Raw genomic sequence first — 25932 nt, 5'->3', positions numbered from 1 at the left:
CCGTATACCATGACAACTGTCCGCTATACGGACAAAACCAAGCTGTAAACTAGGAATTTTGTTATGGAAAGACAAAGTGAATTAGTTCATCACCCGCATTCAAATGAACAAATTAGAACTGAAGATTACATTGCAGGTTTAGCCAAAGGTTTGGCATTACTTGAAGCTTTTGGAATCGATCGTCAACGCTTAAATGTAACTCAAGTTGCAGAACGCACAGGTATTAGCCGAACCGCAGCGCGACGTTATCTTAAAACCTTAAAGTTTTTGGGCTATCTGGAAACCGATGAGCATTATTTTTGGCTCACTCATCGTGTACTGCGTTTTTCTAGTTCTTATTTAAGTTCTGCGCATCTTCCAAAAGTGGCACAATCATTTTTAAACTTATTGTGCGCACAAACTACCCTCACCTTTTCTATTGTGGTGCTGGATGATCATGAAGTCGTTCCGATCGCGCGTAGTTATTTACCGCAGCAAGATAATTTACGTGTTAGTCCTTATGGGATGCATTTAGGCAATCGTTTACCTGCACATGCAACCTCTACAGGTAAGGTTTTATTGTCGACTTTAACTCTTGATGATCAGATTCAATGGATTCGACGCTATGGTTTGAAACGTTTAACCCCTTATACGATGATTGATGAATCTGTTTTTTTAAAAACACTCAAGCAGATTTCACTTTCAGATTATTGTTTATCCAAGGAAGAACATGAATTGGGGGTGATTGCCATTGCTGTTCCCGTTTTGAATGCTCAAGGCAAAGCGATTGCTGCGCTGAATTGTATGTCACAAACTAATCGGGTACAGGAAAGTTATTTGATTGATCAGGTATTACCTTTACTTAGAAATACCGCAAATGAACTAAGAAATATTATTTAATCAAAAAAGGGATTCTGACGAATCCCTTTTTTATAAATTTTTACTTATTTATCTAGAGCATAGGCTACTACATAGTCACCATGATCAGGAGACTGACGCGCACCACCCGCAGAAATCACAACGTATTGTTTTCCTGTTTTAGGTGAAACATAGCTCATTGGTGTACCTTGGCTACCGACTGGCAAGCGGGCTTTCCAGAGCTCTTTACCATTTGACGAATCAAAAGCACGTAAATAATAATCTTGGGTTGCGGCGAAGAAAACTAGTCCACCCTGTGTCGCCATTGGACCACCAATGGTTGGCATACCAATAGGCGCTTTTAAGCCCATTTTAATCCCCATTGGCCCAGTATCCTGAATTGTGCCCAAAGGTACTTGCCACGCTACTTGACGTGTTTTCATGTCAATTGCAGTCATGGTACCAAATGGCGGTTTTTGGCATGGAATACCCAAAGCCGACATAAAGCGGTTTTTGTTGACTTTATACGGTGTACCCGCCATAGGCACAGCACCCATACCGGTATTCACTTTTTCACCACCACTAGCTTGAATTTTGACATCTTCAGGTGTTTGTTTGATCAGTTGGATCCACAGACCTAAACGCATGTCATTGACAAACATATAACGATGCGATGGATCAAACGCAATTGAACCCCAGTTCATACCACCAAGTGAACCTGGAAAGCTCAATGAAATATCAGTACCCGGTGCAGTATATAGACCATCGTAACGCATTGATTTAAAGCTAATACGACACATCAACTGATCAAATGGTGTAGCACCCCACATGTCTGATTCAGTTAGAGTCTGATTACCAATCTGTGGCATTTCAACTGAACGTGGTTGCACTTTGCTGTATTGCTCACTTGGAATATCCGCTACTTTAACTTGCTGATTTTCAACTTTGGTCAGCGGTTGACCGGTAACACGATCAAGTACATAGAATTGACCAGACTTAGTCCCAATAACCACAGCAGGCTTGGTTGTACCATTTTTCATTGGGAAATCAACCAGACTTGGCTGCATTGGCAAGTCAAAATCCCAAAGATCATTGTGAACTGTCTGATAGACCCACTTCTCTTTACCCGTTGATGCATCAAGCGCTAAAACAGAAGTGTTGTACTTATGATCTGGCGCAGTACGATTGCCCCCCCAAACGTCTACAGATGAGCTTCCCATTGGCAAGAACACCGTATTCATTTGTGGATCATACGACATCGCAGCCCAAGAGTTTGCAGAGCTACGTTTATAAGTTTCACCTGATTTTAATACATAGTTTGGATCTGGGTTACGTGCATCAAATGCCCAACGTAATTGCCCTGTAATGACATCATATGCACGAATAACACCACCTGGCATATCTGCGGCAACGTTATCGGCAATCCGGCTACCAATAACTAAAACAGACCCTGCAACGGTCGGCGCAGAGGTGACTTCAAAACGAGGGGCTTTCGTGCCATCCCCTAAACCTTGTAACAAATCGACTGTGCCATTAACACCGAAGTCTTTACAACGTTCACCCGTATCTGCATTGACTGCAATTAAACGACCATCAGGCGTATTGGTATATACACGACGTGGACATTCGGTATTTGCTGTTACATTTGCAACAGGCGTGGCGCCTGCCAATGTCGGTTGTAGCAATGGTTGTGTCGAATCAAAATAAGCGACACCACGGCAACGCTCCCAAGCATCTGCTTTGGAATTCACTTCAGCTTTCCAGAGTTGCTTACCTGTATCGGCATCAAGTGCAAAAATATTATTATGTGGTGTACACAAGAATACTTTATCGCCCACCTGAAGCGGTGTCGATTGATCTTCAGCACCATTTCCCGTACCCGTAGTAAAGTCACCGGTGCGAAAGCGCCAAACTTCTTTCAATTTGGACACATTATTTCGGTTGATCTGATCTAAGGCTGCAAAACGGCTGCCCCCTGCATCATTACCATAATGATCCCAATTGACCTGCTTTTTAGCTGGATCGACAGGAACAAGTGGTAACTCTTCGCCAGATGCTTTCACCGTTGGATGTGGAATAAACATGCCGTATAAACCACCGATCATGCCTAAAACCGTCAAACCACCAATAATATAGGCAGGTACAGAAAGTGAAGTTTGATACTGATATTTACGAATAGAAGGTAAAGTCAGTAATAAAGCAGCAAATAGACCTGCTGGGAACATTAAACGCGAATGTAATGGCCAGAATTCCCATCCCGCATCAATCAACGCCCAAATCACAGTTCCAATAAAGACCAGCGCAAATAACCAAACGCCCAGTGCTTTTTTCTTAAAGATAAAAAATGCTGATGCGGTAGTGAATAAACCCGCGATCAGGAAGTACCATGAACCACCGAGGCTAATCAGTTTGCCACCGCCGATGATATAGAATAAGCCCGTAATTAATAAAGCTAGCCCAAGTATGAAACACCATATTTTCAATATGATGTGAGATTTTGCTTGAGGGTCAGACATACATCTTTCTCCACTTATCATAACAATGAAAATCTGCGAACAACCTCAGATCGTCACTGTTATGTATAAACACATTCAGCTAAAGTGGTTTTTGCCACTTTAGCTGTTCGAATAATGCTTAAATCCAACAATATCATGCTTATATTTTAATCAATATTTTTTATTAAAATCTCGATATTGTTAGAAATTTAAACGCATAGTTAAACCTGCAACCCACGCATCATCGACCTCTTTGACACCCGCAGGTTGATGGATATATTGGATATTTGGGCGTAGCATTACGGCTGGCGACCATTGGTAGGTATAATTTAGTTCAACATTGAGTTCGTCACGTTGAATTGGAATATAGTTGGTTGCAAATGCATCATATTCATAATAGCCACGACTTTCGTTAGTTGCGATTTGACGATCACGGGCACGATCATTCACCAAATAGTTGGCTAAACCAAAACCAATCGAATCGTTTGGACGGCTATCGAAAACACCTTTGTACCAAACAGCAATTTGCTGGGTACTTTGTACCGTTGTTGTCGCTTTATCGTTGAGGACACCATTAAAGCTCAAAAATAAGCCACGTTTTGGATCATTTTCACGCTGAGTTAACTGCTGTTGTGTATTAATCCAGAAGCTGTGCTTGCCACTATACTCTTTACCTGCTGTACCCACATCATTGGCATCTGCGGTTGAGTACAAAGCCCCTATCTTGTATTCGCCTGGCAAACCGTTAAATGCACGAAGTTTAGGTTTCCATGCTAATTCCACTGGAATGGTTGCACCTTTGACATTATTCATATCAAGATTAAAGCCATCGCTATTTGATTGGGTTTTGACATTATCAGGATTGACCTCATATACACCCAGACCCAACGTCCATTCAGGTGCAAATTGGTATTTTACATTTGCGCCCCAAAGTCCCACTGGCCAGTTGTACCAGATCGAACCAATCGATTTTCCAAGCTGCCCACCACAAAGTAAAAGATTTTGAAATTCGCATTGTGAGCTGTTGAAATCATCTGACATGCCCATACGACCAATTTTGACTTGAACGGTATTGTCATCAAAACCTTTTTTGATCCATGCCTGAGTTAAGCGCCAGATTTTTCCGCGTCCGTAAATTTCCTGACTATTCCCTAAGGCGCTTGAACGTGGATCTTTAATGCGCTCAAGTGTTAAGGCATTCCCGTCACGTTTGGTAATCATGATCGCCGCAGTCGTATCTTCCCAACCCGCAATTTTATTTAAATCAAAATTTGCACCTAAAGTAAGCTGCCCCGCATTTTCAAGGGTATTACTGTCATTGTAACCACCATCAAGATTGGTCGCAGCCTGACTCATAATCGACGCTGTAAATTTATAACCTTTGTTTTCGAGTTGCTGACGTTCACCGCCCCAATCCCCCAATAACCATTGGCGATCTTGCGACCAAAACTCATTCGCCAGTGCAATCTGACTGCTTAATACTGCTGTTGAAATCAAACCCAATTTAAAAAAATGATGCATATTCTTTCCTTTCTAATCTGGGTGTCTTCAAAGCGAAGACACCGCTTTATCCTTAATTTTGTTATTTGAGCTGAACCGCAGGACTTAATTCAGATGTTGCACCCAAATGATCCGTGACATTGGCTGTAATAGAAGGCATTACCGTTTTTGGTGTCCAGTTAGCTTTTGCAACACCTTGTGCATTTGTCATTACCACCATTGAACCCAGATATTGCTCAGCCTCAGATGAAGAAGCATTGCGATTTCCAAAAAATTCAACGTGATAACGCTGGTTTGGTGTTCCTTTAACTTCAATGCTCAACTGTTTTTTATTGAGCGTAAGTTTAGGTGCCTGAATGCCCTGATTTGGAATAGCATTACAGTTTTGTTGATTCGGCTGCGTACAGGTTTTTTGTAGTTTTGCGGGCTCAATCACCACACCGCCACCACGCGAACCAACAAAGCCTTCGTGTTCAAGTGCAGGAACGCCAAAAACGATCGCACCAAGACGCTGATTCGGAACACAGGAACCCCCTGCTTCACAACGTTTAATGTCTTTGCCGTTATCCCAAATCTGGTTTTTGGTCAAAGTCGTACGTGCATTGGCATCTTTTTCAGAACGGATCGCGATACCGATACGATTGCCATGTACTTTATTGCTGTCAAAGATATTGCCATCACCTGTCAGATTGAATCCTAATGAGTTATTGGTCAATTCGTTATACGCAATGTAGTTACGCTTGCCCCAGTTAATTTGCAAACCATCGGAATAGTTTTCAAATTTATTTCCTACAACGGCATTGTCGTTACCCCAAAGGATTTCAATCCCTTGTGATGGCTCAGGATTGGCTTTGGTGGAAGTAAATAGGTTATTGGCAATCAGGTTAAATGCTGCGCCACGTGTGAGCTCTAATCCATCGCCATTGTCGATAAATTGATTGTCTAGCACTTTATTATTGTTGGTCGTGGTTGAAGTCGGATTGCCCTTTCCATCATCACCTGTGATCATGACACCCGCTCCACCATAGTTATTACTGATGCGGTTATGCTGAATCAGGTTGTTACTTGAACGATTCACTAAAACACCAATACAGAAGCGGTGAACATCCAGACCTTTAAGAGTTACCCCATTCACGTCTTGTAGAACCAGACCGGGTAAAGTCATTGTACGAACATTGGTACCATACTGTTCAGGATTTGCCCCAGGACAAGCTTTAGCACCTTCACCTTTAATGTAGTTTGAACCATCAATGGCGATAAACTCACCCGTTTTATCCCACTCTGTCCCTATAATTTTTACAGAGGACTTGATCGGTGGTAATGGTTGGTTAACTTTAATCACATAAGGGGCTTTACCCACCGCTTGAATCAGGATTTGATTTTCCTGAGCTGCGTTAGCGTTGGATTGTTCAATCGCCCAGCGCAAAGAACCTTTTTCATTGTCATCCTGATAACGATCAACGACATAAGTTTCTGCCGCTGCAAAACCAGAAGTTACCAAGCCCAGCGCCAATAAAGATAGGCGTAAAGAAGTTAATTTCATGACATGTTCCCTGTCTTGTTAAGGTGTAGGTTGAACCGTTTTAAGGAATTGTTTGAGTTGAGTGACATCAATTTGTCCCGGTGCTGAAGCCTCTCCAATCATGCCGAAGCTTAAACTTCCGCCCATATTGGCAGTTGCAATACGGGAAATCGTGCCTAAACGCCCCATCGACATGGTTAAAAGCGGCTTTTTACTTTGCTCACTGACTTTCAAGGTGGCATTCATCAAGGTAAATACGTTTTGCTTGGATTTTGGCATTACCGCAATTTTTAAAATATCAGCACCCATTTGATCCTGTTTCAGCAATCGGCTGACAATTTCCTGCTCACTTGGTGTTTTGTCAAAGTCGTGGTTTGACATCACAACCAGTACTTTTTTCTGGTGTGCAAGCTTGGTCAATTTGGCAACCGCTGCTGGATCACGGAACATCTCAATGTCCAGCAATTGCATAAACGGTTTTTTCAGATATTCACTATAGATCTTTTCATAGTCTTGATCCGTTACTTGCAACTTTCCGCCTTCATTCGCAGTACGGATGGTGGTAAGTAAAGGCTTGTCTTTTAAAATCTGGTTCAGTTCTTGACCTAAGGCAATCACTTGTTTGCTATCGCTTGCAAATTCAAGCAAGTCAATACGAAATTCTGCAATATCTGCATCTTTGTTGGCTGCAATTACTTTAGCTTGTGCGATTGCCTGTTCTTTGGTTTTTGCCGTAATCGGCACAATGGTTTTAACAGGTAATTCACCAATATTAAGATTTTTTACAATATAGGATGCATGTGCAGGCGCTGTCGTTGCTTCTACAGCATGAACTGATGCAAAAGGCATAGACATGAATAATGCACCACTGATGCAAAGTTGTTTAACGAGTTTATTGGTATTGAACATTTACGTTTCCTTGTAAACCAAGAGAACTGTACGCCAAAAACGTACAGTTGATTCCATCATTAAATATCAAAAAAGACAGTTTCATCTTCACCCTGAATTCGGATGTCAAAACGGTATACGATTTCACCATCACGCTCTTCACGTTTAGCAATCAGCGTTTGACGACGAGTCGCCCATTCAATGCTATTCAATACTGGATCTTTGGCATTGGCTTCTGCTTCATCATCAAAATAAACACGCGTGTTTAGACCGATGTTGATGCCACGTGCAAAAATAATCAGTGCAATATGCGGTGCCTGAGTGGAGCCTTTACGACCCGGAACAGCACCCGGCTTAATGGTATTGAAACTCCAAAAGCCTGTATTAAAATCAGCACCTGTGCGCCCCCAACCCAAAAAGTTTGGATCGGCTTGTTTGTCTTGAGAATCAGCCTGACTTGGATATACGCCCTTCGCATCTGCTTGCCAGATTTCAATTAAAACATCGCGTAGCGGTAAACCTAGACCATCAAATACCTGACCTTCCAAACGGATACATTCACCTTGTGTATTTTCCTGCACAAGATTGTTATCCAGATTGTGTTCAAACACTTCGATATTGGCTTGTTTAGGTAAAAGACCAATATGTACGTATGGACCACCTGTTTGAGATGGGGTTTCTTTGAGTTCCTGAAAATTCCAACCATTCATGTTATTTACTCCATCCATTAAGTTAAGTCATTTTCGAAGTAAGTCGCACGACGACCACGTAGCGTGATGTCAAAGCGGTAACAACGGCTATCAGCTTCGATAAAATTGCTCTTGTCTTCCAAAGCGATTAATGCACGACGTTGTTGTTCTGAAGGAATGGTTTTCAGGATTGGACAAGAATCAATTAACGTATCACCTTCAAAATAGAACTGCGAAATTAGGCGCTGCGCCCAACCATCTGCAATTAATGAGAAGTGAATATGCGCAGGACGCCATTCATTGATACGGTTACGCCACGGATATGGACCTGGTTTAATCGTACGGAATACGTAGTAACCATTACTGTCAGTCAACATACGACCACAGCCACCAAAGTTAGGGTCCATCGCACCAATGTATTGATCATTTGGGTGACGATAACGACCAGAAGCATTGGCTTGCCAGACTTCTACAAGTGCATTTTTTACTGGACGACCAAACTGGTCACGTACATAACCATGAACAATAACGCGTTCACCAATTGGCAAACCATCTTTGGCATAGTTCAAAATCAAATCGTTGTCTTTAGGGCCAAATTTGTCAGCACTAAAATGAGGTGCAGTGACTTCTGTCAATGTTTCCGCAATTGAAATGAGCGCATTCTTAGGCGAGCGTAATACACTGGTTTTATAGCCGGGTGTATATGCTGGCGGATGGTCATCTGTATTACGCTGAGCGTAAGCTCCCCAAATAATTTGAGACATCATATCTCTCCTTTAAAAAGTAAAATCCTTGAACCGTTACTGTTGACCGTCTTGGTCTGAGCCAATCCCTAGCTCTACAAAAACTTCTTCTGCCATATGCATGGCGGCATTTGCTGCGGGTAAGCCTGCGTAAAGTGATGAATGAAGGAATAATTCCTTAAGTTCATCTTTAGTTACGCCGTTGTTGAAACAAGCACGAATATGCATACGCAGCTCTGCTTCACGTCCTAACGCAAGCAAAATACCCATCGTAACCAGACTGCGTGTATGACGTGGTAGACCTGGACGAGACCAGACCTCGCCCCATGCATAACGACTAATAAAATTTTGAAAATCTGAGTTGAAGTCATTCAGGTTCTCAAGTGAACGGTTGACGTGCTTTTCACCTAGAACTTCAGTGCGGACTTCAAGTCCTTGTTTATAACGTTGTTCATCATTCATTAGAGAAACCTCAGATCAAGTTGCATCCGTATGTGCAACAACAGATTTAACAAAGATTGCGACAGCGGCAGCGGCAGCAGGAATAAACAACATGCTTAGGATCATGGTAAATGACCAGTTATTACCTAACAAAACCGCACCAATCCATGCACCAAAAACCGCGCCAAAACGACCAATACCTGACATCCAAGCGACACCTGTCGCACGACATTGGGTTGGATAAAAACGCGCACTCAGTACAGGCATAGAAGATTGCGCACCATTGACCGCAATACCTGCACACAGAATAAAGACAGCAAGTAAAGTCGGATTAGATAAACTTTGACCGACAATTAGGGCAAAAATACCAGCAGCTAAATAAAAGCCAGCGATGATACGGTTTGGATTGAAACGATCCATTGCCCAACCAATAAACAAAGCACTGAGCACACCACCAAACTGGAATAAACCACCGATAAATGCTGCGCGTTCAAGCGATGCGCCCGTTTCACGCATAAGTGTTGGCAACCAACTGGTCAACAGGTAAATAACAACCAAACCCATGAAGTAAGTCAGCCAAAGTAAAACAGTACCTTTGACATATTTTGGTGAAAACAGCATGCCGAACACGCCTTTTTTATCACCTACATTGGCTTTTTCTTCAGGCACATGAAATTCAGTGACGCCTTGTACTTGCTGTGGCGCAATACGTGTCAAAATCTGACGTACTTTTTCGTTATTGCCGCCTTTTACAATTAAGAAGCGATAAGATTCAGGCAGACAGAAAATCACCAGAAGCATTAAGATTAGAGGCGCCCAGCCACCTAATAAAAATAGGCTATGCCAACCATGGGCTGGAATCAGCCAGCTACTAATGAAACCACCCATTGCCATGCCCAAGTTATAACCACAAAACATGCAGGTCACTAAAAGTGAACGCACGCGCGCTGGGCAATACTCAGAAAATAATGTGGTGGCATTTGGCATGGCTGCACCAAGACCAATACCCGTCAAAAAGCGGAAAATCACCAAACTATCCAGATTGGTTGAATAAGCACAAGCCAGCGTAAAACCACCAAAAATCAGCATGGAAACAGACAAAACGATTTTTCGACCAAAACGGTCAGCGGTTGGGCCAGAAACCAGCGCACCGATAATCATCCCGCCCAATGCAGCACTCATCACAGGGCCAAGTTGAGAACGATCAACACCCCAATCCTGAGCCAATGCAGGTGCAATAAAACCCATTGCAGCAGTATCAATACCATCAACAAAAACAATGAGAAAACAAACAATGGCGATCAACCACTGATACTTACTTAAAGGAGCATCATTGATCAGTGCCTGTGCATCTAAACTCGTTTTTGAAGTAGCGTAATCCTGAGACGCCATATTTGCCTCCTAAGGCCTAAAGTCCTTTTAAATATCTAAACTACTGAATAGACTCAATAAATTGACTGAAGACTTGAGTAAAGGCTTCAGGTTGTTCAATATTGGAAAGATGAGAAGCTTCAATGATATAAAGCTGACTTTCTTTGATGTGCTGTTGCATAAATTTACCATCTGCAACTGTAGTTACAGGGTCAGCAGTTCCTGCAATAATCAAAGTTGGAATCGCAATCGATGCAAGTTGTTCACGTACATCCGCCTTTGCCAAAGCACGACAGGCATTGGCATAACCTTGAGCTGGTGTATTGGCCAGACTCTGAATGGTTTGTTGTGCCAAATCATTATTTTGATAATCGAACTTATCGCTAAACCAACGCGTATGTGTGGATGCGACCAAATCAGCCAAGCCGTTTACTTCAACTGTATCTGCACGTGCATTCCAACCCTCGACTGTCCAAATTTTGGCAGCAGAATTCGCCACAGTAATGCTATTAAAGCGTTGAGATTGATGAATACCCAACCAGAGTGCAGTCATACCGCCCATTGAAATACCGCAAAAATGTGCTTTTTCAATGTTGAGTGCATCCAAAATATCGATGACATCTTCACCCAGATTTTGTAGTGTTGTATTTTCAATGACATCACTTTGACCATGACCACGGGTGTCATAAGTTACAACTCGATACTGGCTTTTTAATGCAGCAACTTGCGGTTGCCACATCCCATGATCTGTACCCAATGAGTTTGAAAATACGATTGCAGGTGCATTTTCAGGCCCATTGATCTGGACAGATAATGTTTTGCCTTGACGATTGGTCATCATGATGCTGTCGTGTTCGCTCACTTTGCCACTCCTTTTGCTTCCTGCAATACTGCGTCGATCTGGTCTTGAATATTGCCCAGATATGACTCAGGTTTAAAAATTTCATCAAGTTGTGAGGCATTAAAATATTGCTTCACGTCTTCAATGTTTGAAATTACATCTTTTAAATGTGTCTGTTCTGCAACTGCTTTTTTGCATGCAGCTTCCACCACATGATGCGCATTAAGACGCCCCATATGCGGTGCCAATGCCATCATCACCGCTTCTGCCATAACCAGCCCATGGGTACACTCGATATTACGTTGCATGTTATCCGCATGGACTTCCATGCCTTGTAACACATCCAAAGTGCGCTCTAATGCACCTGCGGTGAGTTGAAAAATTTCAGGTAAACACAACCATTCTGCATGCCAACTACCTAAGCCGCGCTCATGCTCTTGCACCATACTTTGATAAATGCTCGACATGAGTGCTGGAACACGATTGGCAGCAGCCAATACAGATGCCGCTGCGACTGGATTACGCTTATGTGGCATAGTTGATGAACCACCGCGACCTGTCGCAGTAGGCTCAAAAACTTCTGCAATTTCAGTCTGCATCATGAGTGACCAGTCACGCGCCATTTTGCCTACGCTGCCCGTAATCATGCCAAGTACACTTGCGATTTCAACGATACGATCGCGTTCACCATGCCAAGTACAAGCGGCTGCATTTAGCTGTAATTGATGTGCAAAAGCATCGACAACCATTGAGCCTTGATTCTGCAATGAAGCCAATGAACCTACAGCACCACCCAGTTGCGCGGTTAAAACACGTGCTTTCATGGCATCTATACGATCCAGATCACGTTTAAAAGCAGAAGCCCAACGTGCCAATTTATGACCTAAAGTAATCGGTAAAGCCTGTTGCAACCATGTGCGACCCATCATCACTTGATAACGATAAGATTGTGCTTGAGACAAAGCAGTGTCATAACACTGCTGAACTTGATTTTGTACAATGGCTAAAGCAGCACGACATTGCAAAATACAGGCTGTATCTAAAATATCCTGACTGGTTGCACCCCAATGTACATATCGCGCAGCATCTTCATCCGCTTGTTTGACGATGGCAGTCAACTGTTTTACAAATGGAATGGCAATATTTCCTGCCAAACCTGTTGCGGTTGCCAAAGCATCAAAATCAATGTGTTCCAATGCTGTTTTTGCAGTACGCTCAATCACATCAGCAGCAGATTGAGGAATCACCCCAACCTGTGCCTGTGCTTGCGCCAGTGCTACTTCAGCTTCAACCATATATGACACTAAAGTACGGTCACTGAAAATTTCAGTCACCTCTTTTTGGTAAAACAAGCTGGCATATAACTGGCTCATGATGACTTTCCTTAAACCCGCTCAATAATCAAGGCAATACCCTGACCTACACCAATACACATTGAACATAACGCATACGTACCGCCTGTTTGTTCAAGTTGATTCAGTGCTGTCGTGACCAGCCGTGCTCCAGATGCACCCAATGGATGACCCAATGCAATCGCACCGCCATTTGGATTCACTCGTACATCATCGTCTTGTAGACCTAAATCACGGGTACAGGCTAAAGCTTGCGCTGCAAAGGCTTCATTCAGCTCAATCACATCCATCTGATCAATAGTCAAATTAGCTCGCTTCAATAGTTTTTTAATCGCAGACGCAGGTGCAAAACCCATAATCCGTGGTTCAATACCCACTGTGGTTGCTGCAATGATCTTGGCACGGGGTTTTAGCTGGTATTGTGCAATCGCTTCATCAGAAGCAATGAGTAATGCCGCTGCACCATCATTAATGCCAGATGCATTGCCCGCAGTCACTGTACCGTCTGCTTTAACCACGCCTTTAAGTTTGGCTAAAGCTTCTAAAGTGGTCGATGCACGTGGATGTTCATCGGTATCGATGATGATCGGATCGCCTTTGCGCTGCGGGATCGTGACAGGCACGATTTCTTTGGCAAAATAGCCTTTGGCTTGTGCTGCTGCCGTGCGTTGTTGACTGCTATAAGCAAACTGGTCTTGATCTTCACGGTTGATATCAAACTGCTCTGCCACGTTTTCAGCCGTTTGTGGCATGCTGTCGACACCATACATGGCTTTCAGCTTTGGATTGATGAACCGCCAGCCCATGGTGGTGTCTTCAATCTTTTGGCTACGACCAAATGCACCTTCTGATTTACCCATCACATACGGTGCGCGACTCATGCTTTCGACACCACCTGCAATGATTAAGTTAGCTTCACCCGCTTTAATCGCACGTGCTGCCATCGCAATCGCATCCAGTGATGATCCACATAAACGATTCACTGTGGTTGCAGGGACTTCAACGGGTAAACCTGCAAGCAGTGCGGACATTCGTCCCACGTTGCGGTTGTCTTCGCCTGCCTGATTGGCACAACCATAAATCACGTCATCGACTTGTTGCCAGTTCACGCTTGGGTTGCGTTGCATCAATGCAGTAATTGGTACAGCACCCAAGTCATCAGTGCGAACTGGTGCTAAACCACCTGCGTAACGACCAAATGGGGTACGGATTGCATCAACGATGTATGCATTTTTCATATTCAGTTATCCTTATCCCTGTGTCGCATCAATCAGCGTTGCACCCGTCAAGCTTTGTAATTCGTCAAAGCTTAAACCTTCTACTTTCTCAGTCACTTTCAGACCTTCTGGTGTCACATCAATAATGCATAAATCGGTGTAGATGCGATCTACACATTTTTGCCCTGTGGCAGGATAAGTCAGTTCTGCAACAATCTTCGGTTCGCCTTTTTTAGTCACGTGATCCGTGGTCACAAAGACTTTCTTTGCACCGACGGCCAAGTCCATCGCTCCACCTACCGATGGAATTGCATCAGGTGCACCGGTATGCCAGTTGGCAAGGTCGCCATTAGCGGCAATCTGGAAGGCACCTAATACACAAATATCGAGATGTCCACCACGCATCATCGCGAATGAATCACCATGATGGAAGAAACAACCACCTTTGAGCATGGTCACGTATTCTTTACCGGCATTGATCAGTTCTGGATCTTCTTCACCTTTTGCGGGTGGTGGGCCAAATGCCAGTAAGCCATTTTCTGAATGTAGGAATACATCTTTGTCCGCAGGCAGGTAGCTGGCAATTTTGGTCGGTAATCCAATACCAAGATTGACATATGAACCTTCGGGAATGTCTTGTGCCACACGCTGTGCAATCTGGTCACGGCTTAGTTTTTGATAACTCATGTCGTTCTCCTTATGCTGAAACAGGTGCGGGTGCAGGCTGTACCTGTACCACGTGTTGTACAAAGATGCCTGGGGTCACGACTACTTCTTGATCAAGCTCACCGAGTTCAACCACTTCACTGACTTGGGCAATGGTTACATCGGCAGCCATCGCCATAATTGGGCCAAAGTTTCGTGCAGATTTGCGATAGACCAGATTGCCCCAGCGGTCGCCTTTATGCGCTTTAATCAGGGCAAAGTCGGCTTTGATTGGATTTTCTAAAACGTAGTCTTTGCCGTCATATTGAAGGGTCGGTTTACCCTCAGCCAACAATGTACCAAAACCTGTTGGGGTGTAGATTGGACCAAGTCCCATGCCTGCGGCTTGCATACGGCAAGCCAGATTGCCCTGTGGTACGATTTCCAGTTCGATTTTGCCTGCACGATACAGTTCATCAAACACGTATGAGTCGGCTTGACGTGGGAATGAGCAGATGATTTTTTTGACTGCGCCAGTTTTGAGTAGCTTGGCAAGACCGTAGTCGCCATTGCCTGCATTGTTGCTGACGATGGTGAGGTCTTTCAGTCCAAGTTCGATTAAACCATCAATCAGTTCAGCGGGTTGACCTGCTGTACCAAAGCCGCCAATTAAAATGGTGGCACCGTCTTTAATCTGGGAGAGCGCTTCCGCGAGGGTCGCTGCACTTTTATCTATCATTTAGATAACTCCATTGTGCATCAAGCAAAATTAGAAAGGTGGAAAACTAGGACATGGCTAAGGAAGAACATTTCATGCAAGTTCAAATACTATTCCTTAGTCATTCGGTAGGATTCCCTTGTCTGATCATTTTTTATAATTTTTTGCTCTGTACACGACAAATTTCATAGGACCCTTGTCCTATCAGGCTTTTTCTTTCTTAAAATTGCTAGCACTTTCTTAAATTCTTCTTTTTTTCCAAAACCAATCAAACGTAGAATAGCCATTTGAACATAGTCCAAACCGTAGCGAAATAAACTTACTGAAAGTCGTCCATGCTTCTTTATTTTTATTGCTTTTTTTCGATCATGTTGCCATTCACCTGTTAAATAGCACCAACAGAAACCGATAGCTAGCACTGCTATCAATTTCTTGACTCGTCTAGGGTCTGTTAAACGAGTATTTTCAAGATTGAATCCACGTCCTTTGAGACAACTAAATAGGGTTTCGATTTCCCAGCGTAATGCATAATCACGAATAGCAGAAGCATTAAACATAGGAGAAACAACAAGTAAAAGTTCTCCATCTTCTAATCGTAGCGCACTAATATACAGTTTCACTCGACCAACCCAAATACGTCGTTTACGACATTCAGTTTGACCAACTTGAAGATGACGAAATAAATCACTAATTTTATGATTCTTGGCTAAGTGATTGGTCACAATGAAGTTTTTTTAACACGTATACAAAAGTTAATGTCATTTTCAATTAACCATGTAAACCATTTCTCACCGATAAATTCTCTGTCTGCGAACACATTCACAATACGGTCTTTACCAAAAATAGAGATAAAGCGTTGAATCAAAGCAATACGCTCTTTTGTATCTGAATTTCCCCGTTTATTGAGCAATGTCCAAACTATAGGTATGGCTATTCCACGATAGACGATGGCTAACATCAAGATATTGATATCTCGTTTCCCCCATTTCCAGTTGGTTCTATCCAAAGTTAATTGGACTTTATCGAATAAAAATATATTGAAAATTAACTGAGAAATTTGACGATAATCGAAATACTGACCTGCAAAGAAGCGTTGTATACGTCGATAAAATGATTGTGGTAAGCACTTGATGGGTAAGGCTTTAGATGCAGAAGAAAGATTACATGTCTGTTTTACAATTAATGCAAGCATAATCAGTGTAAAACATTTTACATGTGACTTGTTCCACTTTAGATATTTGTTTAAGATGAGATATAGCTCATTGAAATGTGCCATCATATTCGTCGTCAGAAAACAAGTATTATGCCATTATTTTAATGAGTTATATTTTTTTTCGTGTACAAAGAAATAGTTTAAAGAAGTGGACCAGTCAGCATCGTGCCGAAATACGCCAAAAAATTCTGCAGCATACTGAAGTGAATCAACTTAATGCAGCAAAGGGGATTGAGTTACTTGCTGCACAACGTTGGCTAGATCGTTTAGTTGCACATACTTACCGTTTTTCTAATGTGCTGTATGAAAGTATTCTCAAAAATGAAGAAAGGAAATTTAAAAATGGCTGTTAAATTGACACGCCGTACAAAGTATTCATTCAGGGTGTTGAACTTGGCGATGCTGTCTATATTGTGTACAGAAGCAGGCTATGCTTATCAACCTGCAAGTGCTTCTGCTTGTGTAGCACTTGAGTCAAATGCAGAGCGTTTAAATTGTTATGACGGTTTATTTTCAGTAAAGCTCAGCGACGTAACAGTGGCATCGGTATTAGTTGCAGAAGGCGCTGGATCTGCTGAGGCCATGCCGTTACAAACATTAAAACGGCCGAGCAGCCGAGATAACAAGCAGGGCAATCCGAACCATTTTTTTGCTTTAGAACATCATCAATCGGATTTAAAAGCATCATTAATCGACCAGCGTTGGGAATTAACACCAGAACAAAAACTAGGAACATGGAATTTACGGGCTTACCAGCCTATTTATTTGCTACCTGCACTGTGGACAAGTGAAAAAAATGAAGTTCCGCATACGCCAAACAAGACACTGGCAGAACAGCAAAATTTGAATTCGATGGAAGCTAAACGGCTTTGTTGCACAAACCTAGCCTATAAGGTTTATTCAGTCCTATAATTTCAAAATGAATAAACCTACTCCTAAAACTTATCGTACAACCAACTGGTCTTCCTATAATCGCGCTCTCATTAATCGGGGCAACATTTCCATTTGGTTTGATCCAAACACTCAGTGGTATGCACAACCACAAAACAAGCAAGGTCGAAATCAAACTTACTCCGATACGGCTATTCAATGCTGTTTAATGATCAAATCTTTATTTAGACTCTCTTTACGCATGGTCACGGGTTTTGTTCAAAGTCTGATTAAACTTTGTGGATTAAATTGGACCGCACCAGATTACAGTACGCTTTGTCGAAGACAAAAACATATTGATATTGCGATTAGCTATCAAAAAAGTAGTGATGGGCTACATCTACTCGTCGACTCAACTGGCTTAAAGTTTCTAGGTGAAGGTGAGTGGAAACGTAAGAAACATGGACCTGAATATCGTCGCCAATGGCGTAAGCTTCATATTGGCATCGATGCTGAAACCTTGCAAATACGTGCGGTACAGCTTACTACAAATAATGTGAGCGATTCGCAAGTACTCGGTGATTTACTTGCTCAAATTCCCTTAGATGAACGAATTGATTCGGTCTATACCGATGGTGCTTATGACACGAAGCACTGCAGACAAGTCATTCTAGATCGAGATGCACATGCGCTCATTCCGCCAAGAAAAAATGCAAAACCATGGAAAGATCAGAAATTGAGATCTTTAGAGCGGAATGAGTTACTGAAAACAGTTAAACGTTTAGGAAGAACGCTTTGGAAAAAATGGTCTGGTTATCATCGTCGAAGTTTAGTTGAAACCAAGATGCATTGCATCAAACTATTAGGTGATAAATTAACAGCAAGGAGTTTTTCTAGTCAGGTGAATGAGATTCATGCACGCATAGCCGTATTGAACAAATTTACAGAATTAGGTCGTCCTCATACCCAAGTTGTCACTTGAATTCTGTTCAAATGAGCAGAGTGTTATCTTTTAAATCTTTGTGCAACAAAGCCATTTTAAGAAAGAAAAAGCCTGATAGGACAAGGGTCCTATGAAATTTGTCGTGTACAGAGAATTTTTTGTTTGAGTTCCAGACCAGTTTAGTAGGTTTTGTTCGGTGATTAAATCATTTGTTCGACTATCGAACAAAACCTGATTTATCTGGTCGGCTTTAGCGTTATAGTATGCAAATCAATATGACGAATGTATCAAATGCTAGGAATGTCAGTAGATATGGATAAAAAAATAGAGAAAGAAGAAAAAATTCTTCACAATTCAAGTAACAAAAAAACGATTCGTCATGAAGATTTTGTTGCTGGAATTGGTAAAGGCATGGCGATTTTAGACAGTTTTGGTACGGATCGCCACCGATTAAATATTACCATGGCAGCTGAAAAAACAGGGATGACTCGGGCAGCTGCACGACGCCATTTACTTACTTTAGAGTATCTCGGTTATCTTGAATCCGATGGGCATTACTTTTACTTAACACCTAAAATATTAAAATTTTCAGGCTCTTATCTTGGTGGTGCACATCTTCCAAAAATTTCTCAGCCTTTACTTAACTTATTGACAACACAAACTTCAGAGGTGGTCCCACATGTTTGAACAACTAAAAGCTTATTTATAAGTGATACTCTGCTCTAGTTAAGCTACCTTATTTTGTTGTGGTAGCTGGTCATAGTAAAACTCATCTGGAGTCATTTTGTCCAGACTCGAATGAGGTCGTTTCAAATTATAAAATTCAAAATATGCGTTTAATTGCTTCTTCGCATCCAAAACATTGCTGTAGGCTTTGAGATACACCTCTTCATATTTAACGCTCCGCCATAATCGTTCAACCATCACATTATCAACCCATCGACCTTTACCATCCATACTGATTTGAATGCCATTTGATTTCAATACATCAATAAATGCATCACTGGTAAACTGACTGCCTTGGTCTGTATTAAATATTTCAGGTCGACCATATTTTTCAATAGCTTCATTTAATGTTTCTATGCAAAATGTAACCTCCATACTAATCGATACTCTATGCGCAAGTACCTTGCGGCTATGCCAATCAATCACAGCACATAAATAAACAAAGCCTTTTGCCATAGGGATATACGTTATATCCGTAGACCACACTTGATTACTGCGCTGAATAGCCAATCCTTTGAGCAGATATGGATATTTGCGGTGAGCTTGATTAGCCTGGCTTAAATTTGGTTTGCAATATAACGCATTAATGCCCATTTTCTTCATTAAAGTACGTGTATGACGTCGTCCTATATGATGTCCTTGACGATTCAACAAATCACGCATCATCCGGCTACCTGCAAAAGGGTATTGCATATGTAACTCATCCATACACCGCATTAGCTTCAGATCTGATGCACTCACAGGTTTTGGGCGATAGTAATAACAACCACGGGAGACTTTCAGCAGCTGAGCTTGCTTAGATACTGAAATCTGAAGTGAGTCATCGATTAACTTTTGTGGTTGAAGCGGCCCAGTTTCTTCAACACACCTTCTAAAAAATCAATTTCTAATGCCTGCTCACCGATTTTTGCATGTAGTTTTTTTAGATCGATGGGTGGTTCTGTTGGAGCTTTTGATTGATCGAAAGCTTGCGAGGAAGCTGAAATCAGTTGATTTTTCCAGTCGATAATTTGGTTTTGATGAACATCAAATTCAGCACTCAATTCAGCAAGTGTTTTTTCTGCTTTAATCGCAGCAAGTGCTACCTTAGCTTTAAAATCATTTGAATGATTTCTTCTTGGTCTACGTGCCATAAAATACTCCATATATTGATGTTTATAACATCATTTGGGGAGCAAAATATCACTTATAAGTGTTGTTCAAATTTCCTGATCCACCTCTCTTCTCTCATCTATTCGGTCATGGTACTTGATGGCTACGAGGCGATTACCATTGCCAGAAGTGCTGCACACCAACAAACAGATCGGGTAAATCCCTATGGTCTACATTTGGGAAATCGCTTGCCTGCACATGCAACCTCAGCAGGAAAAATTCTTTTAGCCTATCTAGATGACCATGAACAACAGGAATGGTTATCACAACATCCACTACAACGCCTAACCAAATATACGCATACCAATAATCAGGATTTTTTAAAACTTTTATGTGAAATTAAAGAACAAGGCTGGTGTTATTCCTGTGAAGAACATGAGCTGGGTGTGCATGCCTTAGCTGTACCTATTTATGGACAACAGTCGCGTGTTGTCGCTGCGCTTAATATTGTTTCTCCCACGATGCGAACCACTAAAGAATACTTAGTCCAGCATATTTTGCCTTTATTACAGGAAACAGCCAGAGAGTTACGCAATATTTTATAATTCAAATTTTAAACTTATCGTTCGATCATCGAACTCTTGTATTTCTCTAGAAAATATTGCGGCTATGGTTTCGATTAGAAAAAATACACAAATGTTCTAAATTGATTAACTTCTGCTTGAGTATGGATCAGTCTATAACATTCAAGCGATGAAATACATTTAGATAGTTTATGTGAATCTTCATTTAATACCGACACTCTAGGCAAAATGAAGATTCATTATTTACATATCTTACATGTGCATTTTTATTGCATAAAATGTTCGAGATGATTGCTAAAATGGCGTTGAGGGGCAAAAAAATCATCCCATGCTGTTAAAGCGATAAGAAAGATCATCGCAATGACTAATATTACAATGATACGTAAAGTTCCTAGAAAATAATGCATTAACCTTCCCCCTTCAGTTGACTCGAATTTAGTTTCTGAATCATGTAAAAACATACGCTACACACAAAGCCAAGGCTCATCATCATTGCGCCAAGAAAAAACAAATGTGGGTAAATGACACCACTTGTATGTAAAAAGCTAATCAGCAAACCACCTACAAGCTGTGCCGTTGCAAATGCTGCGGTTGCAATACTCCATGCGGATTGGTGATTTTGAGTACCTAATATGTTCAATAAAGCACTTGAACTAAGGGAAACCACAGCAGGATTTAATAAACCTGTTAAAAAAGAAGAAAGTGCTAAGCTATAAAAATGGTGAAAATAAACTGGAATAAAAATGGCAAGGCTATAAAGTAAATAACAACGCCATAAAGCACCCGAAATCTGCCAATGTTTACTGCAATAAAAAGCAAATACTGCTCCTAACATCGAGCCTATTCCATAAAATGCCCACTGCTGATTGGCAAATTGAACACTTTGATGTAATTCATGTTGTATAAAATCGATCCAAAACAAACTATGTGGAATATAGGCAATTGCACTTAAAGCGTAAGCAGCAATGATTAGCCCAGCCATTTGAACGTATTTGGGTGCTAAAGAAATGCCTGACTGGTATGTCTGCTGAGTCTGTAACGTCTTTTGTTGCCCTTGTAAACCAATAAAAATGACAAAACTAAAGATCAAGCTTAGAACACCCAGAAATAACCATCCTAATCCAACATTGATTTTGGCAGCATAAGGCACAATAAATGTTGAAATCACTACCCCCGCTCCTATCCCACTAAATGCCACCATACTGAGCCGCTGTCGTATTTCAGGCTCTACCCGTCTTAGCGCGTAGCTTGGGGCAAGCACCATTAAAGTCGCACCTGCAATTCCTGAAAATAATCGAAAAACAATATATAAAAACTCAGGTAAACCATGAATTGCACAAAGTAAAAGGCTTAAAGAGCCTAGAAATGCACTGATACTAATTAATTTTTTATCTTGGATATAACGCGAGGCAGCATGGGCCAATAATGCCCCGATGAGATAGCCCAATAAATTTGCACTACTTAAATAACTGGCAAATGATGCAGTAAACCATTTTTGTTCAACTAAAAGTGGCATCAAGGAGGTATATGAAAATCTAAACAACCCAATCCCTAGGCACGTTGATAGAAATGCCACCCAAAACAATCTGGATGTATTTTGCATTGACCAATCTCTGTTTAAGTTAAATAGATTAAAGCGGATTATTTATATCTGGTAAAATGATTTATAGTGATAGCTAGTATCTTATTTTGAGATAGTATTTTTGCGATAGTTTAAGTTTTGAGATGAAACTCTGAGAGAAAAATAATGCAATTAAAGTCTTTGGAAATTTTTTTAAAAGTCGTGGAATGTGGTAGTTTTTCCCATGCAGCAACGCATTTGCATACGGTGCAATCGAATATTACTAATCATATAAAAAAGCTTGAAGATGAATTAAACTGCGAATTATTGTCGCGTCAATCTCCGATTCGCCCCACCAGTGCAGGTCAACAGTTACGCCATTATGCAGAGCAAATGATTGAGCTACATCAACAAGCTAAATTTCATTTTTCTGATCAAACATTATGCCATGACATTCCATTAAAAATTGGGAGTATGGAAACCACTGCTGCAACGCGTCTACCCCAGTTATTTAAAGACGTACTTTCACAACTGCCTGAATTAAGACTTCACTTAAATACGGGTACAACACGTGAATTGATTGACCGCGTTTATAAGGGCGATCTTGACTGTGCTTTTATTGCCAGTTCGCAAGTGCTGCCTGATTTTTATAATCTTCTGGCATGGACGGAACATTTAGTTTTGATTTGTCCTAAAGAAGTCCATGCATTTCCAGATAAGAAGGTTTTATTAAATACGCCTTTTCTTGCGATCCGTCAGGGTTGTTTTTATCGAAAAAGCATTGAGTCTTTTTTACAGGGTTATGATTTACCCCCGTCACAACTCACTGAAATGGGCAATCTGGATGCCATCTTAAGTTGTGTGCATTTGGGTATGGGTTACGCCATATTGCCACGTTCATATATTGAAAAGTCATCCTATAAAGATACGCTACAGTTTTTTGATATCGATGAGCAAATTGGTGAAATTAATACGTATCTCATCGCCAATAAACCACAAAGCTGGAGTGGTAATCTCAAACATTTTATTGAACAAGCTACAGATATTTTAGCGCAATCTAAAACCGTGGAAATGACATAAAGCTTGTAAAATGGCTCTTAAATAAGATGAATGCTTAACATTCATCTTATTTCATTGTGATAACAGCCAAATTTAATAGCCTTTCATGACATTCACTTCATTGACTAAAGCTAAGCCCTGCTGCACACGATGATCATTTTCAAGAATTTGTCCAATGACAGCCGACCAAGGTGCGTGTGAAGCAACATGGGGCGTAACCAACACTTTAGGATGTTGCCAAAAAACGTGATCTTGTGCCAAAGGTTCTTTTGCAAATACATCTAAAATTGCACCACGTAATTGCTCTGAATCCAGTGCTGCAATTAAATCCTGTTCGTTTAGATGTTGTCCACGACCACAATTAATTATACAGGCTCCTTTAGGAAGCTGTTGAAACAATTCAGTATTTAATAGACCAACATTATCTTCAGTCAAAGGAAGCAAGTTAATCAAAATTTCACTTTGAGCAAGAAAATCCTGTCGTTGTGCATCACCTGCAAAGCAAGTTACCCCTTCAATTTGCTTTAAACTACGCGACCAACCTGAAACCTGATAACCTAGCTTTGCAAATTTTTCAGCAATATAACCGCCCATTTGCCCTAAGCCCATAATGCCGATTTTGACATCTGCACTGGTTTTTTGTGGCGGTTGTTTCCAGCGTTGCTGTAGTTGCTGAGCGATCAAAACATCAAAAAAACGCTGATAGTACAGCACGCACCATTGCAAATAATCGTACATGCCTTTTTGATGAGATTCATCGACGACACGGCATACCGCATAACGGTCACCTATGCGTTTTAGATTTAAATGCTCAACACCCGCCGCCATAGAATGAATCAGCTTTAGATTTGGCAATGTTTCCAGATAATCCAGATCTGGAAACCACGAAATTGCGGTAGTTGCCTGTTGAGCTTGTTCGCTATGTGCCAGACAATAAGCCTCTTGCGGTGCATATTCAGCCAATGCATCTTCAAGCCATTTTTGTACTTTGGGAACAGTGGTTGCAATCACGATCATGAACAGTATTCCTCTTTTTGTTGTTCAATCAACGACAATGCAGCATGCCATGCATTTGCAATAATTCGCTCAATGCCTTTGGATTCAAATTGTGCTGAAGTATGTTCACAAACCTGTTGACTCGGAATATTTAACTCACAACCACCAGCTAGTGCTTTGATTTGTGCCTGACAAGCGCGTTCTAAAAAGTAAATTTCATGGAAAGCTCGCTGCACACTATCACCTGCTGCCAACAAACCATGATTACGCAAAATCATGACACGATTTTGCCCAAAATCCTGAACTAAACGTTCGCGTTCTTCAGTTAACAAGGCAACGCCTTCATAGTCGTGATAGCTGATTTTGTTATAAAACTTTAAGGCATGTTGCGAGATCGGCAATAATCCCTGCTTTTGTGCAGATACTGCAATTCCATCAGCAGTATGGGTATGAATGACACAATGTAAATCCTGCCGTGCCGAATGAATGGCTGAATGAATGACAAATCCTGCAACATTGACCATTTTTCCCTGATCATGTTCATCGATAATATTGCCGTCATAATCAATCTTGACTAAATGAGACGCTGTCATTTTTTCAAAAGGAATACCATATTGGTTAATTAAAAAATGACCTTCCTCATTGGGTACACGTAAACTAATATGGGTGTCGATTAAATCGGTCATGCGATAATACGCGATTAAACGATATAAAGCTGCTAATTGGCATCTGGCAGCCCATTCATTGGCTGAAACTTGTTGTTGTAAACTTGACATGATTGCATCCTTTGCATGTATTGAGTGTCACAAATCGTTTTAACTTTAATCGAAGTTGGGCTGACGTTTTTGCATAAATGCCTGTACGCCTTCTTTATAATTTGATGATTTGCCTGCCTCACGTTGCAAATCTCTTTCAAGATCAAGCTGTTGTTCAAGCGAGTTTTGCTGCGAAAGATTTAAGGCTTTTTTAATGAGTTTCATGGATGACAAAGGTTGCATCGCTAAAGTCTCAGCCAATGCATTGACTTGCTGCTGAAAAGCATCATCTGGATAAACCTCCCAAATCATGCCCCATTCTAAGGCTTTATCGACCGATAGTTTATTTCCAAGCAACATCAGCGCTTTTGCTCTGGCATGACCCACCAAGCGCGGTAAAATCCAAGTCCCACCTGCATCAGGAATTAAACCTACTTTAGAAAATGACTGTATAAATGAAGCGGACTGCTTGGCAACCACGATATCGCATGCCAATGCTATATTGGCACCAGCACCAGCCGCAACGCCATTGACTGCTGCAACAACCACTTTAGGCATATTGGCAATTTTTAAAATCAAAGGATTGTAATAACGATCTAAAGATGCACCCGCATCATAGTTTGGATCTTTGATGACTTCAGTTTTTCGGGCAGATAAATCTTGTCCTGCACAAAAGCCTTTGCCCATACCTGAAATTACAATCACTTTGATCTGTTCAGATGTTTCCCATTCGGCCAAAATCTGAGCCACTTCCTGATGCATCTGTTCATTAAAACTATTGAGCACTTCAGGTCGATTCAGCGTTAAATAGGCAACACGTTGCTCGACATGTGTCAAAATATGTTGAAAATCCATATTCAATACTCTTGTTTGA

23 protein-coding genes and 3 pseudogenes are annotated in these 25932 nt (G+C 41.4%); 7 read left to right on the top strand and 19 right to left on the bottom strand.

The genetic code is table 11. The features are described 5' to 3' along the window. The first annotated feature begins 63 nt into the window (after positions 1-63). Positions 64-879 carry an IclR family transcriptional regulator PobR gene (pobR, locus tag I6L31_RS02870; RefSeq protein WP_004987725.1) on the top strand — a complete coding sequence of 272 codons (816 nt, stop codon included), beginning with the start codon at positions 64-66 and terminating at the stop codon, positions 877-879. Positions 880-923: 44 nt separating this feature from the next. Here the strand turns inward: pobR and I6L31_RS02865 are convergent, their stop codons facing one another. From I6L31_RS02865 to I6L31_RS02800, 14 genes are all read right to left on the bottom strand, one after another. Beyond that, on the bottom strand, positions 924-3353 hold the full coding sequence (locus I6L31_RS02865; RefSeq protein WP_004987723.1) for a glucose/quinate/shikimate family membrane-bound PQQ-dependent dehydrogenase: 2430 nt from the start codon (positions 3351-3353) through the stop codon (positions 924-926). 180 nt (positions 3354-3533) lie between these two features. Next, complete coding sequence (locus I6L31_RS02860; protein WP_004987721.1) at positions 3534-4853, bottom strand: carbohydrate porin; 1320 nt, start codon at positions 4851-4853, stop codon at positions 3534-3536. Between the two features lie 61 nt (positions 4854-4914). Next, complete coding sequence (locus tag I6L31_RS02855) at positions 4915-6375, bottom strand: NosD domain-containing protein (RefSeq protein WP_004987719.1); 1461 nt, start codon at positions 6373-6375, stop codon at positions 4915-4917. A gap of 18 nt (positions 6376-6393) precedes the next feature. Beyond that, positions 6394-7263 carry a type I 3-dehydroquinate dehydratase gene (gene aroD, locus I6L31_RS02850; protein WP_004987716.1) on the bottom strand — a complete coding sequence of 290 codons (870 nt, stop codon included), beginning with the start codon at positions 7261-7263 and terminating at the stop codon, positions 6394-6396. A gap of 59 nt (positions 7264-7322) precedes the next feature. Continuing rightward, a complete protein-coding gene (pcaG, locus tag I6L31_RS02845) occupies positions 7323-7952 on the bottom strand; it encodes a protocatechuate 3,4-dioxygenase subunit alpha (RefSeq protein ID WP_004987713.1) in 630 nt (209 codons plus the stop codon). A 17-nt stretch (positions 7953-7969) separates the two neighbouring features. Then, positions 7970-8695 carry a protocatechuate 3,4-dioxygenase subunit beta gene (pcaH, locus tag I6L31_RS02840; protein ID WP_004987709.1) on the bottom strand — a complete coding sequence of 242 codons (726 nt, stop codon included), beginning with the start codon at positions 8693-8695 and terminating at the stop codon, positions 7970-7972. 36 nt (positions 8696-8731) lie between these two features. Further along, the gene (gene pcaC / locus I6L31_RS02835; protein WP_004987708.1) at positions 8732-9136 is read right to left on the bottom strand and encodes a 4-carboxymuconolactone decarboxylase; all 405 of its coding nucleotides are present in this window, start codon (positions 9134-9136) and stop codon (positions 8732-8734) included. Between the two features lie 15 nt (positions 9137-9151). Then, positions 9152-10507 carry an MFS transporter gene (locus tag I6L31_RS02830; protein ID WP_005004373.1) on the bottom strand — a complete coding sequence of 452 codons (1356 nt, stop codon included), beginning with the start codon at positions 10505-10507 and terminating at the stop codon, positions 9152-9154. 40 nt (positions 10508-10547) lie between these two features. Next, entirely contained in the window at positions 10548-11348 is an 801-nt protein-coding gene (gene pcaD / locus I6L31_RS02825; RefSeq protein ID WP_004987705.1) for a 3-oxoadipate enol-lactonase, read from the bottom strand. Next, positions 11345-12700 carry a 3-carboxy-cis,cis-muconate cycloisomerase gene (gene pcaB / locus I6L31_RS02820; protein WP_005004370.1) on the bottom strand — a complete coding sequence of 452 codons (1356 nt, stop codon included), beginning with the start codon at positions 12698-12700 and terminating at the stop codon, positions 11345-11347. Before pcaB ends, pcaD begins: the two co-directional genes overlap by 4 nt. Positions 12701-12711: 11 nt before the next feature. Further along, positions 12712-13917 (bottom strand): 3-oxoadipyl-CoA thiolase, encoded by a 1206-nt coding sequence (gene pcaF, locus I6L31_RS02815; protein WP_004987700.1) that lies wholly within the window; start codon positions 13915-13917, stop codon positions 12712-12714. A gap of 12 nt (positions 13918-13929) precedes the next feature. Beyond that, positions 13930-14583, bottom strand: a complete 654-nt coding sequence (catJ, locus tag I6L31_RS02810; protein ID WP_004987698.1) for a 3-oxoadipate CoA-transferase subunit B CatJ — start codon at positions 14581-14583, stop codon at positions 13930-13932. 10 nt (positions 14584-14593) lie between these two features. Then, positions 14594-15280: a 3-oxoacid CoA-transferase subunit A gene (locus I6L31_RS02805; RefSeq protein ID WP_004987694.1), complete on the bottom strand. Its 687-nt coding sequence runs from the start codon at positions 15278-15280 to the stop codon at positions 14594-14596. A gap of 164 nt (positions 15281-15444) precedes the next feature. Continuing rightward, positions 15445-16535, bottom strand: a protein-coding gene (locus I6L31_RS02800) for an IS4-like element ISAba33 family transposase (protein ID WP_100243284.1) whose coding sequence is annotated in 2 segments (ribosomal slippage) — positions 15445-15995 and positions 15995-16535 — 1092 coding nt in all. Because the reading frame shifts where the segments join, the coding sequence is not laid out codon by codon here. Positions 16536-16576: 41 nt separating this feature from the next. On the opposite strand from I6L31_RS02800, the gene I6L31_RS02795 reads away from it, so the two are divergent. The 4 genes and pseudogenes from I6L31_RS02795 to pcaU (I6L31_RS02780) form a co-directional block, all read left to right on the top strand. Then, on the top strand, positions 16577-16825 hold the full coding sequence (locus tag I6L31_RS02795; RefSeq protein ID WP_004809420.1) for a hypothetical protein: 249 nt from the start codon (positions 16577-16579) through the stop codon (positions 16823-16825). After that, positions 16815-17336, top strand: a pseudogene (locus I6L31_RS02790) (phospholipase A); the annotation flags it as partial. The gene I6L31_RS02795 and the pseudogene I6L31_RS02790, both read left to right, overlap by 11 nt. Positions 17337-17391: 55 nt before the next feature. Then, on the top strand, positions 17392-18324 hold the full coding sequence (locus I6L31_RS02785) for an IS5-like element ISAha2 family transposase (RefSeq protein ID WP_001040037.1): 933 nt from the start codon (positions 17392-17394) through the stop codon (positions 18322-18324). Positions 18325-18609: 285 nt separating this feature from the next. Then, positions 18610-18951 (top strand): annotated as a pseudogene (gene pcaU / locus I6L31_RS02780) (IclR family transcriptional regulator PcaU); the annotation flags it as partial. A 60-nt stretch (positions 18952-19011) separates the two neighbouring features. Here the strand turns inward: pcaU (I6L31_RS02780) and I6L31_RS02775 are convergent. Further along, a protein-coding gene (locus I6L31_RS02775) for an IS3 family transposase (protein WP_223235881.1) occupies positions 19012-20144 on the bottom strand; the annotation gives its coding sequence in 2 pieces (ribosomal slippage) (positions 19012-19892 and positions 19892-20144; 1134 coding nt in all). 69 nt (positions 20145-20213) lie between these two features. Here I6L31_RS02775 and pcaU (I6L31_RS02770) point away from each other — a divergent pair. Then, positions 20214-20708: pseudogene (gene pcaU / locus I6L31_RS02770) on the top strand (IclR family transcriptional regulator PcaU); the annotation flags it as partial. A gap of 385 nt (positions 20709-21093) precedes the next feature. On the opposite strand, the gene I6L31_RS02765 reads toward pcaU (I6L31_RS02770), so the two are convergent. Then, positions 21094-22290, bottom strand: coding sequence for a YbfB/YjiJ family MFS transporter (locus I6L31_RS02765; protein WP_004987688.1), 1197 nt, complete (start codon positions 22288-22290; stop codon positions 21094-21096). A 144-nt stretch (positions 22291-22434) separates the two neighbouring features. Between I6L31_RS02765 and I6L31_RS02760 the strand changes: the two genes are divergently transcribed. Further along, positions 22435-23328, top strand: a complete 894-nt coding sequence (locus I6L31_RS02760; RefSeq protein WP_005004363.1) for a LysR family transcriptional regulator — start codon at positions 22435-22437, stop codon at positions 23326-23328. A 72-nt stretch (positions 23329-23400) separates the two neighbouring features. On the opposite strand, the gene I6L31_RS02755 is transcribed toward I6L31_RS02760, so the two are convergent. From I6L31_RS02755 to paaG, 3 genes are read right to left on the bottom strand one after another with little or no spacing between them, the layout of a single operon-like run. Then, positions 23401-24324, bottom strand: coding sequence for a 2-hydroxyacid dehydrogenase (locus I6L31_RS02755; RefSeq protein ID WP_004987684.1), 924 nt, complete (start codon positions 24322-24324; stop codon positions 23401-23403). Then, on the bottom strand, positions 24321-25079 hold the full coding sequence (locus I6L31_RS02750) for a class II aldolase/adducin family protein (protein ID WP_005004362.1): 759 nt from the start codon (positions 25077-25079) through the stop codon (positions 24321-24323). Before I6L31_RS02750 ends, I6L31_RS02755 begins: the two co-directional genes overlap by 4 nt. Before the next feature lie 45 nt (positions 25080-25124). Further along, the gene (gene paaG, locus I6L31_RS02745) at positions 25125-25913 is read right to left on the bottom strand and encodes a 2-(1,2-epoxy-1,2-dihydrophenyl)acetyl-CoA isomerase PaaG (RefSeq protein WP_005004361.1); all 789 of its coding nucleotides are present in this window, start codon (positions 25911-25913) and stop codon (positions 25125-25127) included. Between the last annotated feature and the right edge of the window lie 19 nt (positions 25914-25932).

The sequence above is a fragment of the Acinetobacter septicus genome (assembly GCF_019355975.1).
In the GTDB taxonomy this organism is placed as follows: Bacteria; Pseudomonadota; Gammaproteobacteria; order Pseudomonadales; family Moraxellaceae; genus Acinetobacter; species Acinetobacter ursingii.
Note: the sequence above shows the minus strand (reverse complement) of the source record. Positions and strands in the feature narration are given on the sequence as shown.